General features: G+C 60.8%; 16 protein-coding genes. 8 read left to right on the forward strand and 8 right to left on the reverse strand.

The features are described 5' to 3' along the window. Nucleotides 1–42 precede the first annotated feature (42 nt). From ACU5AY_RS04790 to ACU5AY_RS04800, 3 genes are all read left to right on the forward strand, one after another. Nucleotides 43–693, forward strand: coding sequence for a hypothetical protein (locus ACU5AY_RS04790; RefSeq protein WP_446828202.1), 651 nt, complete (start codon nucleotides 43–45; stop codon nucleotides 691–693). Next, nucleotides 690–1,688, forward strand: coding sequence for a hypothetical protein (locus ACU5AY_RS04795; RefSeq protein ID WP_446828203.1), 999 nt, complete (start codon nucleotides 690–692; stop codon nucleotides 1,686–1,688). The genes ACU5AY_RS04790 and ACU5AY_RS04795 overlap by 4 nt, the downstream gene beginning before the upstream one ends. A 135-nt stretch (nucleotides 1,689–1,823) precedes the next feature. Beyond that, entirely contained in the window at nucleotides 1,824–2,633 is an 810-nt protein-coding gene (locus tag ACU5AY_RS04800) for an FkbM family methyltransferase (protein ID WP_446828204.1), read from the forward strand. Here the strand turns inward: ACU5AY_RS04800 and ACU5AY_RS04805 are convergent. Together ACU5AY_RS04805 and greA are read right to left on the reverse strand one after the other, a co-directional pair. Beyond that, nucleotides 2,630–3,688, reverse strand: a complete 1,059-nt coding sequence (locus ACU5AY_RS04805) for a glycosyltransferase family 4 protein (RefSeq protein WP_446828943.1) — start codon at nucleotides 3,686–3,688, stop codon at nucleotides 2,630–2,632. The two genes, ACU5AY_RS04800 and ACU5AY_RS04805, sit on opposite strands and share 4 nt — an antisense overlap. 44 nt (nucleotides 3,689–3,732) lie before the next feature. Further along, nucleotides 3,733–4,209: a transcription elongation factor GreA gene (gene greA / locus ACU5AY_RS04810; protein WP_446823641.1), complete on the reverse strand. Its 477-nt coding sequence runs from the start codon at nucleotides 4,207–4,209 to the stop codon at nucleotides 3,733–3,735. 264 nt (nucleotides 4,210–4,473) lie between these two features. Here greA and ACU5AY_RS04815 point away from each other — a divergent pair, with 264 nt between their 5' ends. From ACU5AY_RS04815 to ACU5AY_RS04830, 4 genes are all read left to right on the forward strand, one after another. Next, nucleotides 4,474–6,228, forward strand: coding sequence for an alkaline phosphatase (locus tag ACU5AY_RS04815; RefSeq protein WP_446828205.1), 1,755 nt, complete (start codon nucleotides 4,474–4,476; stop codon nucleotides 6,226–6,228). A gap of 96 nt (nucleotides 6,229–6,324) precedes the next feature. Further along, nucleotides 6,325–6,792: a hypothetical protein gene (locus ACU5AY_RS04820; RefSeq protein WP_446823643.1), complete on the forward strand. Its 468-nt coding sequence runs from the start codon at nucleotides 6,325–6,327 to the stop codon at nucleotides 6,790–6,792. 9 nt (nucleotides 6,793–6,801) lie between these two features. Beyond that, nucleotides 6,802–7,488, forward strand: a complete 687-nt coding sequence (locus ACU5AY_RS04825; RefSeq protein WP_446828206.1) for an ABC transporter ATP-binding protein — start codon at nucleotides 6,802–6,804, stop codon at nucleotides 7,486–7,488. A gap of 1 nt (nucleotide 7,489) precedes the next feature. Beyond that, complete coding sequence (locus tag ACU5AY_RS04830) at nucleotides 7,490–8,824, forward strand: ABC transporter permease (RefSeq protein WP_446828207.1); 1,335 nt, start codon at nucleotides 7,490–7,492, stop codon at nucleotides 8,822–8,824. Nucleotides 8,825–8,880: 56 nt separating this feature from the next. On the opposite strand, the gene ACU5AY_RS04835 is transcribed toward ACU5AY_RS04830, so the two are convergent. The 5 genes from ACU5AY_RS04835 to ACU5AY_RS04855 form a co-directional block, all read right to left on the reverse strand. After that, nucleotides 8,881–9,366 (reverse strand): SRPBCC family protein, encoded by a 486-nt coding sequence (locus tag ACU5AY_RS04835; protein ID WP_446828208.1) that lies wholly within the window; start codon nucleotides 9,364–9,366, stop codon nucleotides 8,881–8,883. 51 nt (nucleotides 9,367–9,417) lie between these two features. Then, nucleotides 9,418–10,395 carry an SRPBCC domain-containing protein gene (locus tag ACU5AY_RS04840; protein WP_446828209.1) on the reverse strand — a complete coding sequence of 326 codons (978 nt, stop codon included), beginning with the start codon at nucleotides 10,393–10,395 and terminating at the stop codon, nucleotides 9,418–9,420. Further along, nucleotides 10,379–10,729 (reverse strand): ArsR/SmtB family transcription factor, encoded by a 351-nt coding sequence (locus ACU5AY_RS04845; protein WP_446828210.1) that lies wholly within the window; start codon nucleotides 10,727–10,729, stop codon nucleotides 10,379–10,381. Before ACU5AY_RS04845 ends, ACU5AY_RS04840 begins: the two co-directional genes overlap by 17 nt. A 107-nt stretch (nucleotides 10,730–10,836) precedes the next feature. After that, on the reverse strand, nucleotides 10,837–12,021 hold the full coding sequence (locus ACU5AY_RS04850) for a permease (RefSeq protein ID WP_446828211.1): 1,185 nt from the start codon (nucleotides 12,019–12,021) through the stop codon (nucleotides 10,837–10,839). Between the two features lie 83 nt (nucleotides 12,022–12,104). Then, complete coding sequence (locus tag ACU5AY_RS04855) at nucleotides 12,105–13,469, reverse strand: T6SS phospholipase effector Tle1-like catalytic domain-containing protein (RefSeq protein WP_446828212.1); 1,365 nt, start codon at nucleotides 13,467–13,469, stop codon at nucleotides 12,105–12,107. A 198-nt stretch (nucleotides 13,470–13,667) separates the two neighbouring features. Here ACU5AY_RS04855 and ACU5AY_RS04860 point away from each other — a divergent pair, with 198 nt between their 5' ends. Continuing rightward, a complete protein-coding gene (locus ACU5AY_RS04860) occupies nucleotides 13,668–14,519 on the forward strand; it encodes a DMT family transporter (protein WP_446828213.1) in 852 nt (283 codons plus the stop codon). Between the two features lie 12 nt (nucleotides 14,520–14,531). Here the strand turns inward: ACU5AY_RS04860 and ACU5AY_RS04865 are convergent, their stop codons facing one another. Further along, entirely contained in the window at nucleotides 14,532–15,272 is a 741-nt protein-coding gene (locus ACU5AY_RS04865; protein ID WP_446828214.1) for an acetoacetate decarboxylase, read from the reverse strand. Nucleotides 15,273–15,340: the final 68 nt, after the last annotated feature.

The following is a 15,340-nucleotide window of genomic DNA, read 5'->3' on the forward strand; positions in this document are numbered from 1 at the left end:
TGCCGAGCATCAGTTCGATCAATTTTGAGGAGGAGCAATCTGGTGCAGATCTTTGTGGTTGGCTCAAAGCCTGATCCACATTGGCCTTCGGTCAAACCGGATGTGGTAATACTGGCAAATGGTGCCATTGCCTATGCAAAGAGCCGATTCAAAGACGTGCATACAATCGGATTTGCGTCCCTCAATTTCTGTCGGAAGGACAGGGGGGAGCAAAATAAAGGAGATCGCGAGGCTGTCGAAGGGGTAGAGCTTGCAGAATTGGTCTACTGGCAGCCGACAGGCATGGAGTGGTTGAGAGACGTCAACTTCCGTTATCAAACTGGGGTAAATCTGAGCAACGGCCATCTCTGGCGGCTCAGTTATCGCCACTATTCATTTCTCGATTGGCTTCGGGTTCTGTCCAATCCTCGAAACTGGTGGCATGCTTTCAAGAAGCGCAGACGTGGGCAGCCGCCATACTTCCGTGGCAGCCGGCCCTCCACAGGTATGATGGCGGTACAATATGCTCTTGAACGCTATCCAAACGCCGCATGTATCCATGTCTGTGGGATTGGAGTGGCTTGGAGCGGCGGGCATTTCTACGATAACAACCACCTGCATGACAATTTTCACGAGATGGCGGACACAAAGTTGTACAGGTCTCTCGTCCGCAACAATCGCCGTGTTGTGTTTTGTGAGGTTGAGGAAGCGTGACCAGCCCAAGCACAGTCTGCTTCGTGCAGGTCAATAATGTTCTCCCATACATGTCGCTCTTCTTGGCGCATCATGAGCGCCTTTTCGACAAGATAGTTATTGTTGTTCACAATTCAGGGAAGGATATTCCGAACAATTCCGACGAGGTCCGCTGGTTCAGTTTGGCAGAGTATGGATTTTATCAGCCAATCGCCTGGAATTTTTTGTATGAGCGCGAAGGCAAAGGCTTTGACTTCGCTTTTTTTCTGGATGCCGACGAATTACTGAGCGTGACGACCGCTGGCGCTTTACAGTCTGCGCTCGCGGCGCACAAATATCATTGTGGGTTGTATTTGTATTGGCGTCCGGTGATCCCGCCAAAGAAATTCAGCGGAAGACTGGACGCTGCCGGAGTCCAACAGTTTACGGTGTCGTCTGAGCTCGCCCATACCCGGAAAATGGTCTATAATACAAAGAAGACTGTTCATTTTTCTGCCGCACACGGAAACCATGTCTATAATGGCAAGAAAAGCCTGCTGTCCTTGTTCCGGGCTGAAGAACGACGTCTATGTCTGCTTCACATTCCATTTCTGAGCCTGACTTCTTTTCAGGAGAAGGTGGCCAACAATCCGAAAGACGAATTTCTTGATAAGTTCATTCGGACATCTCGTACCCTCAGAGAAAAATACGGAGATGACTGGTATCAGAGTGAGCTAACGGATACCGACTTTATTTACTTCTGCTTGAATTATCGTGAGAGAGATGAACGCAAGCACATGCGTCTGGAGGACGTTGACTTCATGCCATTTCCAGACTTGGGGATACCCGAGGACCGGGTTTCGTACTGGTTCGGAATCTTGAACAGCCTGCCGTCATGGGAAAGGCGCACTGCTCCGAGAACCGGCGAGATGGAATGGATCGAAAAAATAAAGCGACAGGCGCATAGCAACTCTTCTGATTTCAGGAATTATATGCGAGAGACCGATCGCGAACTACGATTTGTTATATCGTACTAGAAGAAAGTGACGTTCCGGCGATTGAGGTCAATTTTTATTTTTGCTTTCAATCGCTTGGGTGAAAATTTATACCATTGAGTGCCATGCGGCGATGAAGACCGCATGTTTTGTTGTGCGATCTGTGGGAGACGGGTATTGGGGCTAATTAAGCGTGTGTCGCAGCGGTTCAATGAATGTCTTCCTGCTGGACCTTTCGAAATCTACACAAATCTTGTCAATCGCGCTAAAGGTCATCCTCTTCGCATTTCCATGAAAGGGAATGATGGCCCTATCGGGGTGGTGCACGGCCACGGCGCTCTCAATATTGTTCATCGTGATCGGCTGTGGAACTATAAGAAGGGCGTTGATCACAGGATAGACGCTCTGGCAAAAAGTTACCTGCTGCATCGGATTTCGCAAGACACGACAGGTGCCTTTATTGATTGTGGTGCCAATATCGGTGAGTTGGGGCTTTTCGCAAAGAAATGGAAGTTCGATTACTTCGCATTCGAGCCGGAGGACGCTGAAGCGGATTGTTGCGATCTGAACAATTTTGACGGCATGCAAATGACCAACCGAGTAGCGCTCTGGAAGAATGAAGATACTCTGTCATTCTATTCGAAGTCTGATACGGCAGATAGTTCTCTAATTGAAATCAACCAGTTTTCGGCCGTGAAGACCGTAAAGGCAATTCCTCTCGACAAGTTCGTCGTCGACAAGGGAATTGAGAAGATTGCGGTGATGAAAATTGAGGCGGAAGGTGCGGAGCCCGAGATTTTGGAGGGAGCGCAACTGGCGTTGTCGCGAACGCGATACCTCACCGTCGATTGCGGTTTCGAGCGCGGCGTGAGCAAGGAAAGTACACTCGTCCCCGTTGTCAATATTGCGACCAAGGCGGGTTTCAAACTTGTCGACTGGAACCCGTCGAGGGTGACGGTCCTTTTCGAAAATAGTAAATACGCCTAACCGCCCATCAGCCCCGCATAAACCTCCCCCAGCCTCATCGCCTCGCTTTCGATCGCGAAGTTCTGCCGTGAGTGGCGGAGCGCGTGTTCGGCTGCCTGCTGGCGTCTCACTTCGTCATCCATGAACTGCCGGGCGGCGTCCGTCATGGCGTCGAGGTTGTCGCGGGGGATGAGGGTGCCGGTTTCGGCTTCATCGGTGACAATCAGTTCCGGGAAGGCGCCGACGTCGGTGGCGATGACGGGGACGGCGGTGGCCATGGCTTCGAGCGGGGTCAGGCCGAAGCCTTCCCAGCGCTGTGGCGCGATGAAGAGGTCGAGGCCGCGGTACCAGTCGTTGATGTTGGTATGCTCGCCGACGAACAGGATGCGATCGGCGAGGCCCGCCGTCTTCACCTTTTCCTTCAAGCCGTTCTCGAATTCCACATGCTGCGGCGTGGCGCGGCCGGCGATGATCGCGGACCAGTCCGGACGTTCCGGCAGCAGGCGGATCATGGTGTCGACGAAAAGGTCGGTGCCCTTCTGGTGGCGCACGCGGCCGAAGCAGCCGGCAATCTTCTGCGCCGGGTCAAGGCCGAGCGCGCGCTTCGCCTCGGCCTTGTCGGCGGGCGGCGAGAAGCGGGCGGTGTCGATGCCGTGCAGGCTGACGGTGCTTTCGACCTCGAGATAGGCCGCCGTCTTGGCGCTGGTGGCGATCACCGCGTCCATGCGCGAAATCAGGAATTTCGTCCAGCCGGTATGGCGGCGCTGCGAGGCGGAGGTGAAGACGATCTTCAGCGGCATGCGCAGAAGATCGCGCAGGATGATCGCCGGCAGCATCTCGATGTTGCGCCGCGCATGCCAGACGCGAAAGCGCTCGCCCTTCGGCGGCGTCCAGAGGCGCCAGAGGTCGCGGTAGCGGATATGAGGCAGGGTAGGCGGCAGGCCGGGTCCGAGCACGGCAATGCGTTGTCCGAGGCCGCGCTGGACGGGCACGAGCTGGATGATCGTCGAGGTGACCCCGGACAGCCGCTGCTTGAAGTTGGGGGCGATGATGTCGATGTCGCGGAGATCGGCCACCGCTGCTTTCGCGGTGGCCTTGTTTCCGTCCGTCACGGGCGTTCTCAGCCCCAGCTGACGGCGAGAATTTCGTAGGCCTTGGAGCCTCCCGGCGCATTCACTTCGATGGAATCGCCTTCTTCCTTGCCGATCAGCGCACGGGCGATTGGCGAGGAAATGGAGATGCGGCCTGCCTTCACGTCGGCTTCCTGGTCGCCAACGATCTGGTAGGTCTTTTCTTCTTCGGTGTCCTCGTCGATGAGCTTGACGGTCGCACCGAACTTGACGGTGGAGCCGGACATTTTCGTCAGGTCGATGACTTCGGCGCGCGCGATCAGGTCTTCTAGCTCGCCGACGCGGCCCTCATTGTGGCTCTGCGCTTCCTTGGCGGCGTGGTATTCGGCGTTTTCCGAAAGGTCGCCATGGGCGCGCGCCTCGGCGATCGCCTCGATGATTCTCGGGCGTTCCTCCTGCTGGCGCCAGCGAAGCTCTTCGTTGAGCTTGGTGAAACCACCCGGGGTCATCGGAACTTTTTCTACCATTTCCTTTTCCTTACTGCGCGTCCCGCTCGTTCTGCATAGGGACAAAAGAAAACAGGTTCCGAAGAGGAACTTCGGAACCATGTCAAACTGTCAATTTGAGCGTTTATAGCAGACTCGCCCGGGGAAATGCGAGTTTTTTTTAGCCGGCTTCTCCTGCCGTGCTGCCTCTCGCCCGATCCACCAGGGGCTCGCGGCCTTCATCCAAGTGTCACGGACAGGGACTATCGGACGGGTGTCGCAATTCCCTGCCTAAGGAGAAAGACCATGATGAAATATTTTTCGGCGCTCGCCGCCGCGACCATGCTGGCCGGCGCCGCGCATGCCGCCACCGTCTATCCGCTCGACCGTGCAACGATCCTCGTCAACTCGCCCTTCGACTTCAAGGTCGAGCTCGACAAGGTCTATGGCGAGGGTGATGTCGCTGTCACCGTCAACGGCAAGCCCTATGCCGACGTCTTCGGCAAGCCGGCCGAATTCGTCGCCGAAGAGAAGGGCAAGGACGATGCCGTCCTCGGCTCCGCGCTGATCCTGCGCGATCTGGCGCTCGCTTCGGCCGGCGACTACACCGTCGAAGTCAAGGCTGGCGACGAAACGAAGTCGGTCACCTGGAACGTCTACGGCACGCCGGCTGCGCCGAAGGCCAAGAATATCATCTTCTTCCTCGGCGACGGCCTGTCTGTCGCGCACCGCACCGCCGCCCGCATCATGTCGAAGGGCATGACCGAGGGTAAGGCCGATGGCCGCCTCAACATGGATGATCTCGACCGCATGGCCTTCATCGGCACGTCGTCGACCCATTCGATCGCCACCGATTCCGCCAATACCATGTCGGCCTACATGACCGGCCACAAGTCGCGCGTGAATGCCCTTGGCGTCTATGCCGACCGTACGCCGGCAAGCCTTGACGATCCGAAGGTCGAGACGATAGCAGAAGCACTGCGCCGCACCACGAAGAAGTCGATCGGCGTCGTTTCCACGGCTGAAATCGAAGATGCGACCCCGGCCGCCGTTATCGCCCACACCCGTAAGCGCGCCGACAAGGCCGAGATCGTCGGCATGTTCATGCAGACCCAGCCCGACGTCATCCTCGGCGGCGGCTCGGCCTACTTCCTGTCTAAGGACGTTCCCGGCTCGAAGCGCAAGGACGACAACGACTACATCGCCCAGTTCAAGGACGCCGGCTATACGCTCGCAACTTCGAAGACCGAACTGGACGCCGCTTCCGGCACCAACACCGGCAAGCTGCTCGGCCTGTTCCACACCGGCAACATGGACACCGCGCTCGACCGCATGTTCCTGAAGAAGGGGACTGTCGACAAGTTCCCCGATCAGCCGGGCCTCGTCGACATGACGAAGACCGCCATCGACCAGCTGTCGAAGAACCCGGAAGGCTTCTTCCTGATGGTTGAAGCCGCTTCGGTCGACAAGATGTCCCACCCGATGGACTGGGAACGCTCCGAATTCGACGTCATCGAGATGGACAAGGCCGTCGGCGTTGCCATGGAGTTCGCCAAGACCCATCCGGACACGCTGATCGTCGTCACCGGCGACCATACCCATGGCGTCTCCATCGTCGGCACCGTCGATGACGAAAAGCCGGGCGACGTGATGAGCGAGAAGGTCGGCACCTATGACGACGCCGGCTTCCCGAACTACACGGACGAGAATGGCGACGGCTATCCGGACAAGGTGGATGTTTCCCGCCGCATCCAGATGTATGCCGGCAACCATCCGGAATACTACGAAACCTTCCGCCCGAAGATGGACGGTCCGTTCGAGCCGTCGATCAAGAATGCCGACGGCAAGTATGTCGCCAACCCGGCCTACAAGGATATCCCCGGCGCCGTGCTGATGCCGGCCAACATCCCGTCTGACGGCGACACCGCTGCCCATACCGTTGATGACGTCGTGCTGCAGGCCGCCGGCCCCGGCTCGGAAGAATTCAAGGGCTACATGGAGCAGAGCGACGTCTACAAGGTGTTGATGGACACCTTCGCGCTCGGCTCGCAGTCGATGTAATTCGACGCTTCGCACAAGTTGGTTCCGGGCGGCGGGTTCGCCCGGAACCGCGTTCGAACCGAACAACGACCGCAAATCAAAGATCAGGAGGCGGAGATGAACCGTCAACCCTCTCCATTCCAGATGTCCCGCAGACGCCTGATGACGCTTGCCGCCGGCATGCCCTTGGCTGCCCTGGCGCGACCGGCATTCGCGGCAACCGATCTGACGTTTGACGAGCTTTACAGCAAGGTCACCGTGCTCGGGCTGGAGTTCTCCGACAAGGTGAAATCGCTCGACGGCAAGCCGGTGACGATGGGCGGCTTCATGGCGCCGCCGCTCAAAGCTGAAGCCAATTTCTTCGTGCTCACCGAAATTCCGATGGCACTCTGCCCGTTCTGCTCGTCGGATGCCGACTGGCCGGACAATATCGTCGTCATCTATCTCGGCGACAAACAGACCTTCCTGCCGGGCGGCACCCGGATCGCCGTTGAGGGGCGCATGGAAGTCGGCTCGTGGGTCGATCCGGATACGGGGTTCCTAAGCCGGCTTCGGCTGCGCGACGCACGTTTCTGGGAAAGCTGAAGGTACCCCATGATCGACCTGAAAGTGAGTTCTCTGGAGGTCGGCTATCCGGGCCTGCCTGCACCCGTGCTCGCCATCGACGCTTTCGACCTGCCGGCCGGCGGGCGGCTTGCGGTGACCGGCGCGTCCGGTTCCGGCAAGAGCACTTTCGTCAACGTCATCTGCGGCTTGCAGGCGCTTAAACGCGGCTCGGTCCGCTGGGCGGGGACCGAACTTGCCGGCCTGTCCGAAAGCCGGCGCGATCGCTGGCGCGGTACCCATGTCGGGCTGGTGATGCAAGATTTCCATCTGTTCGAGGGCCTGTCGGCGCTCGATAACATTCTTCTGCCGGCGCGCCTTTCCGGTGCGGCCGGACACGGGACGATCGAGCGGGCGCGGCAGCTTATCGAGACGGTTGGGCTCTCGCGTCCGGACCAGAAGGTCGAGACCATGTCGCGCGGCGAAATGCAGCGTGTGGCGGTCGCGCGCGCAGTGCTGCGCAAGCCGGGCGTCGTCGTCGCGGACGAACCGACCGCCAGCCTCGACGTCGAGAGCGGCGCTCAGGTTGCCGACCTGCTCCTGTCGATCGCCGACCAGGAAAAATGCACGCTGATCGTCGTCTCGCATGACGAGCGGCTGATCTCGCGGTTCGACAGGCGCATGCGACTTTCTGCCGGCCGGATTCAGTCTGCCCAGCCCGTCACCGAGGAGGCCTGACATGTTTCGCTTCATTCTCGCCGATCTCAACCGCTTTCGACTTGGCGCCGTCGTGGTCGTTCTGATCGTGGCACTTGCCGTCGCGCTCGGCGTTGCGGTGACGCTGCAGGAGAGGGCGCTTCGCCTCGGCTCGGCGCGGGCCGCTGAAAAATTCGATCTCGTCATCGGCGCGGCGGGCAGCGAGACGCAGCTCGTGCTGTCGTCTGTCTTTCTGCAGGCCTCACCGCTGCCGCTGATGGACGGCAATATCCTCAAGGACCTGGACAAGGATCCGCGCGTCGCCTGGGCGGCGCCGATCGGCTTCGGCGATTTCTACGGCCATTATCCGATCGTGGGGACGACGACGAAGCTCGTCGCCAATCTGGCGCCGGGCTTTGCCGACGGGCAGGTCTTTGCGCATGAGGGCGAGGCGGTGATCGGCGCCGATGTCGACCTGTCAATCGGTGCGACGGTCAAACCGCTTCACGGTACGGAAGCGGAGGGCGGGCACACACATACCGAGCTCGCCTACACGGTCGTCGGACGCCTGCAGCCGTCCGGTAGCGCCTGGGACAAGGCGATCATGGTGCCGATCCAGGCGGTGTGGGACATCCATGGCCTCGGCCATCACGATGGCGAGGAGCACGATGAGCATGACGAGCATGCGGAACCTGCCGGCAATGTCGAGGCGGGTGCTTCGCCGGCCGTGACGCGGGTGGCGGCAGAAGCCGCGCATGACGCAGGTGGCGACGAACACGAAGAGCATGACGACCACCATATCGATGCGGATGCCGCTATCGATGAAGACTGGGATCATGCGCTGCCGGGGCTGCCGGCGGTCGTCGTCAAGCCGAAGTCGATCGGCGACGCCTACAAGCTGCGCCAGCAGTACCGGCATGAAACGACGCTCGCCGTCTTCCCGGCAGAAGTGCTGACGCGGCTTTATGCGACGCTCGGTGATGTCCGGCAGGTGCTTTCCGCCGTCGCCATCGGGGCGCAGATCCTCGTTGCCTGCGCGTTGATGCTGGTCACCGTCATGCATGTGACGCAGCGGCGCAAGCAGATCGGTGCGCTGAGGGCCTTCGGTGCGCCGCGCGAGGCGGTGTTCGGCATCGTCTGGCTGGAGCTGTTCGGGCTGATCGCGATTGGTGTCGCGGCCGGGCTCGGCGTTGGCTTTGCCGCTGCACGGCTGATCGCCGGGCGGCTGATGGCCGACAGCGGCATTCAGCTGCCGGTCCTCTTCGCGCGCTCCGACCTTGGCCCGATCGGTGCGCTGTTTCTCGCTGCAGCCCTATTTTCGCTGCTGCCGGCGCTGATGGCCTATCGCCAGTCGCCGGTGCAGGCGTTGAGGGCGTAAAACGAACTGAGGCAACAGCGGGCGGTGACCCGCTGTTGCGAGCGTCAGGCGCCGGTCTACAGAGTGGCGAGATACTCTTCCAGCTTGTCGAAGGTGCCGCCGAAACCACCTTCCATGGACTTGAAGTTGTTGGTGTAGGTGCGGACTTCTTCCGGGCTGGCATTGTGAGCGTTGCCGGTGAGTGTGACCAGTGTGCCGGCCGCCGTTTCCTCGAAGGTGACGACGTTCATCATCTCCACCGGCCACGGATCGGGGAAGGGCGGTCGGATGGCGTTTGCCTCAGCATCCGCAAAGCTGACGATGTAGGCGAGCTTGCGCGGCGCATCCACTTCCTGAAAGATGAAGCGGCCGTACATCTTCTGGCCTCCAGGCGGCACCATGGCGTAGTGGAACATGCCGCCCGGCCTGACATCGAGAGCGAGAATTTCGAGGCCGAGACCTTTCGGTCCCCACCATTGTCCGAGGTGTTCCGCCTTCGTCCAGGCTTCGAAGACGAGCGTGCGCGGGGCCTTCAGTGTGCGGGAATAAATGAATTTTTCCATGATGTTATCTCTGTCCGCTTAGACGTTGATTCTGATGGTTGAGGTTTTGATTCAAGCGCTCATCACGAAGGCGTCCAGCTTGCCGAGCGTCTGGTAACCGAGCTCGATCGCGCCGAAGCCTGCCACGTGGGCGCGCTGGGCTGCGGTGTCGAACACTGTGTGCAGCGTGACCTCGGTGCCACCCTCGACCGCCCTGAAGCTGACCGTGGTGTGGAAGATGTTGGTGTCACCGGGTTCGCCGGTGCCGAGATCATAGGCGATGCGCTCATGCTCGACGATGTCTGTGAAGACCGCCCGGTTCGGGTAATCCGTGCCGTCCGGTCCGTGCATGGTGTGCAGCCATTCGCCGCCGATGCGGAAGTCGAACTTGATCGGCGTGTCGGTGAAACCTTCCGGTCCCCACCAGGCGGAAATGGCGTCGACGTCGCTCCATGCCTTCCAGACGAGTGCCACGGGTGCGGCGATGAAGCGGGTGATGACGATCTCCCGGTGGTCCTTGCCGCTGAAGTCGGTGGAGGCGAGTTCGGCGAGCTTGTCGAGGCTGTGGCTCCAGCCGGCGCGCATCTGCATCTTCGTGAAGGCGTCGCGGTCGGCTACCGTCAGGAAGGACGTGGTGATCGTCACCAGCGTGCCGTCGGCCTTGTCGGCGAATTCGATGGTGGTCACGGGCGGGGTGACTGGCGTTCCCTTGGGCGTGCCGCGCATCTCGTTGACCATGTCGTGCCAGGCTTGCGGGTGTCCCTCGAGGCCGTTGGTGTAGCTGATCAGGCGGTTCTCCGAGACGGCATGGTAGGTGCCGTCGATCGGGAATCGGGTACCGTCCGGCCCCCGCATGACGATCAGCATACGGCCGCCCGGGCGAAGGTCGGTTTCGCATTCGGGAACGTCGAAACCGCGCGGGCCGAACCAGAGCGCAAGCATCTTCGGGTCGGTGAAGGCGCGGTAGACGAGGGGGCGTGGCGCATCGATCAGGCGGGTGAAGACGGTGTCGAAACCCTCCGCCTGTTCCGCATTATTTGCCGGGGTCATTGGTTTCTCCTCCCTGTTGCAGTGTCTTGAGATAGTCTTCCAGCCGGTCGAGGCGGTCCTCCCACATGCGCCGGTAGTCTTCGAGCCAGCCGTCCAGCGCCTTCAGCGGCGCGGGCTCCAGTTTGCAGGGCCGCCACTGCGCTTCGCGTCCGCGCGAGATCAGCCCGGCCTTCTCCAGCACCTTCAGATGCTTCGAGATGGCAGGCATGGACATGTCGAAGGGTTCTGCCAGTTCGGAGACGGATTTCTCGCCGCGCGAAAGCTTCGCAAGGATCGCCCGTCGGGTCGGATCGGCGAGGGCGTGCAGCGTGCTCGAAAGGGGGTCGGTCTGCATTTTTGTAATGAACCATATAGTTAAATAACTGAATGGTTAAATATGTGCCTTCAATTTGGGAGTCAATCCGGTCGCGCCGCGAAAGAGGCGCTGGCCGTCAGGCGATCTCAATGATGGTGGTGGTGGTGCATCGCCGCGTGATGGTCATGGCTGCCGTGATCATGCTCACTGTGATCATGATGGTGGCTGTGATCCATCGGGTGCTTGTGGTTCAGCCAGAACAGCCAGACGGCAAGCGCGCCGAACAGGAGGTTGAGCCAGAAGGTGTAGTCGAGGCTGAACTCAGTCAGCCGGCTGCGGATGTCGATCGTGCCTTCGGGAATGAGGCCGAGCGCGGAGAAGGCGACGTCCATCACCAGCGCGGCGGCGACCATGGTCACGAACAGGATGCCGGCCATGTAAGCCGCCATCTTCCAGCCGAAATAGCGCCGATAGGTGTTGAGCAACGGCAGGATGATGAGGTCGGCATAGAGGAAAGCCAGCACGCCGCCAAACGAGATGCCGCCGGAAAACAGGATGGCGGCGAAGGGCACGTTGCCGATCGAGCAGACGAAGGTCAGCACCGCGATCACCGGGCCAAGGACGGCATTGACCGGCACCTTGATCCATTCGGAGGCGTCGGTGAGGAACAGCGCCTTCCAGAAGCTGTCCGGCACGAAGGCGGCCAGAAATCCGGCAATGACGAAGCCGGCGAGCATGTCCTTCCACAGCATCGACCATTCCATGGCGAAGTTCTGCGCGACACTGACCTGCATCTTCGGGTTCTTCACCCGCTCGCGCCAGGTTTCGCCCTCGACCGCCATCGACATGTGCTCGTGACCCTTGCTGGTCTCCTCGTGGTTGCGGGCTTCCTCCACCAGCTTCTTTGGATAGGTGAGCTTGATCAGGACCGCCATGATGGCGATCAGCACGATACCGCCGATCCATTCGCCGAGCATGAACTGCCAGCCCATGAGCAGGAGCAGGATGACGCCGAGCTCGATGACGAGATTGGTGGAGGCGAACAGGAAGGCGAGCGCATTGACCAGCGCCGCGCCCTTCTTGAACAGGGTGCGCATGATGGCGGCGGAGGCATAGGAGCAGGAGGAGCTTGCGGCACCGGCGGCCGAGGCGAGCACGATTTCCTTCGCCGTTCCCTTGCCGAGATAATCCTTCATCTTGGACGAGGGCACCAGCGACTGCATGACGGAAGAAATGGTGAAGCCGAGGACGAGCGACCAGCCCGTCTTCCACGCCATGCCCAGCGCCATCAACAGCGCCATGCCGGTTTTCGTCCAGATATCATGCATCATCGTTCCCCTGCGTCTTAGAGGCGAACGGCTTTTGAGGAAGATTGTTCCGATCGATTTTGCGACGAATTCCGGGCGCCAGGTCCCTATGTCTGGCCGGGCGACTTCTGCGTCTTTTGGGTGGTGCTCCTCTTCGCCGTCTTCGCCTTGGCTGCGCTTCCGTCAAGCAGCGGCGCGGACGCGGGCTTCCTCGGCAGGGCCGGCGGTGCGGTGCGATATGTCTCCGGCAGGTTCGGTGGCATGTATGGGCCGTCGACGGGGACGCCGTTCATCCTTTCGATGACGGATGTGTGCAGCGTCGCGCCGTCCTCGACCCGGCGGCGGTCGAACCACGGGACATACCAACCGAGCAGGGAAGGGCCGCCGCGCCACGAGGTTTTCGGCATGCGGCGCGGGATGAACTCGACCAGCGGCCAGAGGCCACGCATGGAATTGTGCCGGGCGGCCAGCGGATTGGGCTCGATATATTTGCCGCGCTTGCCGCGGACGATTTCGTTGACGGTGCGGGTTGCATAATCGAGGCCGAGCGGTTTCGTTTCCTCGATCATCCAGAGGAGCGGCAGTTTGGCGAGGCCACTTTCGTCTTCCGGATAGCCGCCGCCGATATCGGCGTGCACGCCGGCAAACCAGACTTCCTCGACGTTTTGCAGGTGGACTTTCTTGTCGTCGCGCGGCTTGAAGGGACCGCCCCAATAGGGCTCGCCCGCCGGCCATGGCTGCGGATTGAACATCGTCCGGCGCTCGTCGATCGCCAGCGCATGGCGAACGAATTCAACGCTGCGGTTCCTGTCGGTAAAGGGATGCGTCTTCAGCCGCGGGAAATATTTGCCCATTTCGATGACGGAGGCGACCGTGTCGAACAGGCCGAGGCACTTGATCGCCGGCCGGTAGGGCTTCAGCGTCCGCTCGTAGAGCCGCATGGTCAGGAAGGCGGACGGAGGAGGCGCCTCGCCGCCCTTTTCCTCTTCGGCGGAGATTTCGGTCACCGCCGTCGTCTCGGTGTCGCTGATCGCCTTGTAGGTGCGGTAGGCGTAGTCGACGAGGTTCAACTGGTACGGCTTGACGATGCCGAGCGCGTGGATGAAGCCGGCCAGCACACGGGCGGTGTATGCGCCCCGGGAAAAGCCGAAGATGAAGATCTGGTCGTCTTCCTCCAGTCGCTTGCCGCTCCTATCGCGGGCACCGGGCTGATAGTTCTCGACGAGGAAGCGGTAGGCCTCCTTGACGTTCTGGTCGAGCCCCCAGCCGGTCGCCAGCCCCCAGACCTCGACCGTCTTGCGCCACAGCTTCGACCAGGCATTGTCCGCGCCGAAGGTGCCGACGCCGGGATCGTAATAGACGAGTTGGTTCTCCGTCCGCCGCAGGCAGCCATAGAGCCGCAATATGTTGGATCGATCGGCGGAGATCTCGTTCGAGGTGCCGTCGAACAGGATGACGATGGTCTTGGCCATGGCATGCGGCTCCCCTCAAGCGTGTGCAGCGGGAATATTAGCGGATTGCGATGGGCGGGGCAAACTGAACCCGGGATTGAAGCAAGGGCCGCTCGCCCTCTGACGGCTTTGTGCCGATTGACGGTGAACGGGGGTAGGCGGATACTGTATCGGCAGAGGGGAGCCGGGGGGACGCGTCTAACCGGCCGGGAGGGCAATATGAATCCGGTGGCGGGGCTGACAGTCGCGGCGATGATCGCTTTCGCCGCAAATTCGCTTCTGGCGCGGCTGGCGCTTGGGGACGGATCCATTGATGCCGCGAGCTACACCGCGCTTCGCATCTTCTCCGGTGCTGTCTTCCTATTCTTCTTCATCTGCCGACGGCCGGGGGAGGCGAAGATGCCCGCCATTCCCGGCAACTGGATTGCGGCCGGTGCGCTCTTTGCCTATGCGATCGCCTTTTCTCTCGCTTACCTGATGCTCGGGGCGGCGACCGGCGCGCTGATCCTGTTTACCTCCGTGCAGGCGACCATGGTCGGTTTCAGCCTGATCCGGGGCGAGCGCATGAGCCTGTCCGAACTGGCCGGCTTCACCGTCGCCTTTCTCGCCTTCGTCTATCTGATCCTGCCCGGCGTCGGCACGCCGGATCCGCTCGGCAGCCTGCTGATGGTGCTTTCCGGTATCTCCTGGGGCATCTACACGCTGCGTGGCCATGGTTCGAAGGAACCGCTGAAGGAGACGTCCGGCAATTTCCTGCGGGCATCCGCCTTCTGCGTACCGCTGGCGATCTACGCTCTGGCCGCCGGCAGCGCCACCTCGCGCGGCGCGGGCCTTGCCATCGTCTCCGGCGTCGTTGCCTCCGGACTTGGCTATTCGCTTTGGTACCGGGCGCTCGGCGGCCTTTCGACCTTCCAGGCGGCGCTGGTACAACTTTCCGTTCCGGTCATCGCCGCGCTAGGCGCGATCCTCTTCCTCACCGAGACCATGACACTTCGCTTCGTCATCGCCTGCCTTTTCGTCCTCGGCGGCATCGCATTCGCGATCGTCGCCAAGCGCAAGCGGCGGGCGTGAGGCCGGCGAGCCTTAACCGGCAAGATAGTCATGGGCGACGCTGCCGAGGCCGAGGGTCAGGTCGGCGACGAAATGCACCGCGCTTTTCACCTCCAGAACCGGCAGTTCGGCGACGGGCGCCAGCGCATGCGGGTGAAGTTCCAGCGCGGCGGGTCCGGTCCACGCGCCCTTCAGTTTGACGTCGGTGATCGGATATTCGACCAGTTCGCAGATGCGCGGGGTTCCGTCGACATGCGGGATGATCTTCAGGAGAAAGTTCGGTTCGGCGAGCCCTTCAAGGATCGCGTTCTCGTCTGCCGGTCGATGCTTGAACCCCATCGTGCCGGTGGCGATGCGGACCGGTCCGTAATCCAGCGTTCCGACCAGCGTGTCGCGATGGACGGCGAGTTGCGGTTCGGCGAATTTCTTCGGGAAACCCCAGAGTTCACGGCCACCCATGATCGGCGGGCCGTCGTTCAGGAACATTGCCAGCGAGTAGCTGCCCTTGCGGCCCCGATAGCTGACCGGCGTCACCTGGCCGCTTTCGGTGTAGTCCCCGAAGCCGGTGGAATCCGGCATGCGGATGAATTCGAATTTGACGAGCGGTTCGGGGATTTCCAGAGGCTCCGGCACCAGCGCACGCAGCTTGTCCGGATCCGTGCGGTAGGTGATCACCAGAAACTCGCGATTGGTGAAGCGATACGGCCCCGGCGGATAGGCCGGCGAACCGAGCGGCATGGAAAAGGCATTCCTGACAACGTCTTCGCGCTTCATGGTGATCTCCTTTGATCTCCCCCATGAAACTGGAGCGGCATTTTCCATTTCGCATGTGCGAAATCGTC

The organism is Rhizobium sp. PAMB 3174, from assembly GCF_052908375.1.

Excerpts from the sequence above, each read along its gene's own strand:
- greA (WP_446823641.1), bottom strand. The coding sequence starts at position 4,209 with ATGGTAGAAAAAGTTCCGATGACCCCGGGTGGTTTCACCAAGCTCAAC.
- ACU5AY_RS04815 (WP_446828205.1), top strand. The coding sequence starts at position 4,474 with ATGATGAAATATTTTTCGGCGCTCGCCGCCGCGACCATGCTGGCCGGC.
- ACU5AY_RS04820 (WP_446823643.1), top strand. The coding sequence starts at position 6,325 with ATGAACCGTCAACCCTCTCCATTCCAGATGTCCCGCAGACGCCTGATG.
- ACU5AY_RS04825 (WP_446828206.1), top strand. The coding sequence starts at position 6,802 with ATGATCGACCTGAAAGTGAGTTCTCTGGAGGTCGGCTATCCGGGCCTG.
- ACU5AY_RS04830 (WP_446828207.1), top strand. The coding sequence starts at position 7,490 with ATGTTTCGCTTCATTCTCGCCGATCTCAACCGCTTTCGACTTGGCGCC.
- ACU5AY_RS04835 (WP_446828208.1), bottom strand. The coding sequence starts at position 9,366 with ATGGAAAAATTCATTTATTCCCGCACACTGAAGGCCCCGCGCACGCTC.
- ACU5AY_RS04840 (WP_446828209.1), bottom strand. The coding sequence starts at position 10,395 with ATGACCCCGGCAAATAATGCGGAACAGGCGGAGGGTTTCGACACCGTC.
- ACU5AY_RS04845 (WP_446828210.1), bottom strand. The coding sequence starts at position 10,729 with ATGCAGACCGACCCCCTTTCGAGCACGCTGCACGCCCTCGCCGATCCG.
- ACU5AY_RS04850 (WP_446828211.1), bottom strand. The coding sequence starts at position 12,021 with ATGATGCATGATATCTGGACGAAAACCGGCATGGCGCTGTTGATGGCG.
- ACU5AY_RS04855 (WP_446828212.1), bottom strand. The coding sequence starts at position 13,469 with ATGGCCAAGACCATCGTCATCCTGTTCGACGGCACCTCGAACGAGATC.
- ACU5AY_RS04860 (WP_446828213.1), top strand. The coding sequence starts at position 13,668 with ATGAATCCGGTGGCGGGGCTGACAGTCGCGGCGATGATCGCTTTCGCC.
- ACU5AY_RS04865 (WP_446828214.1), bottom strand. The coding sequence starts at position 15,272 with ATGAAGCGCGAAGACGTTGTCAGGAATGCCTTTTCCATGCCGCTCGGT.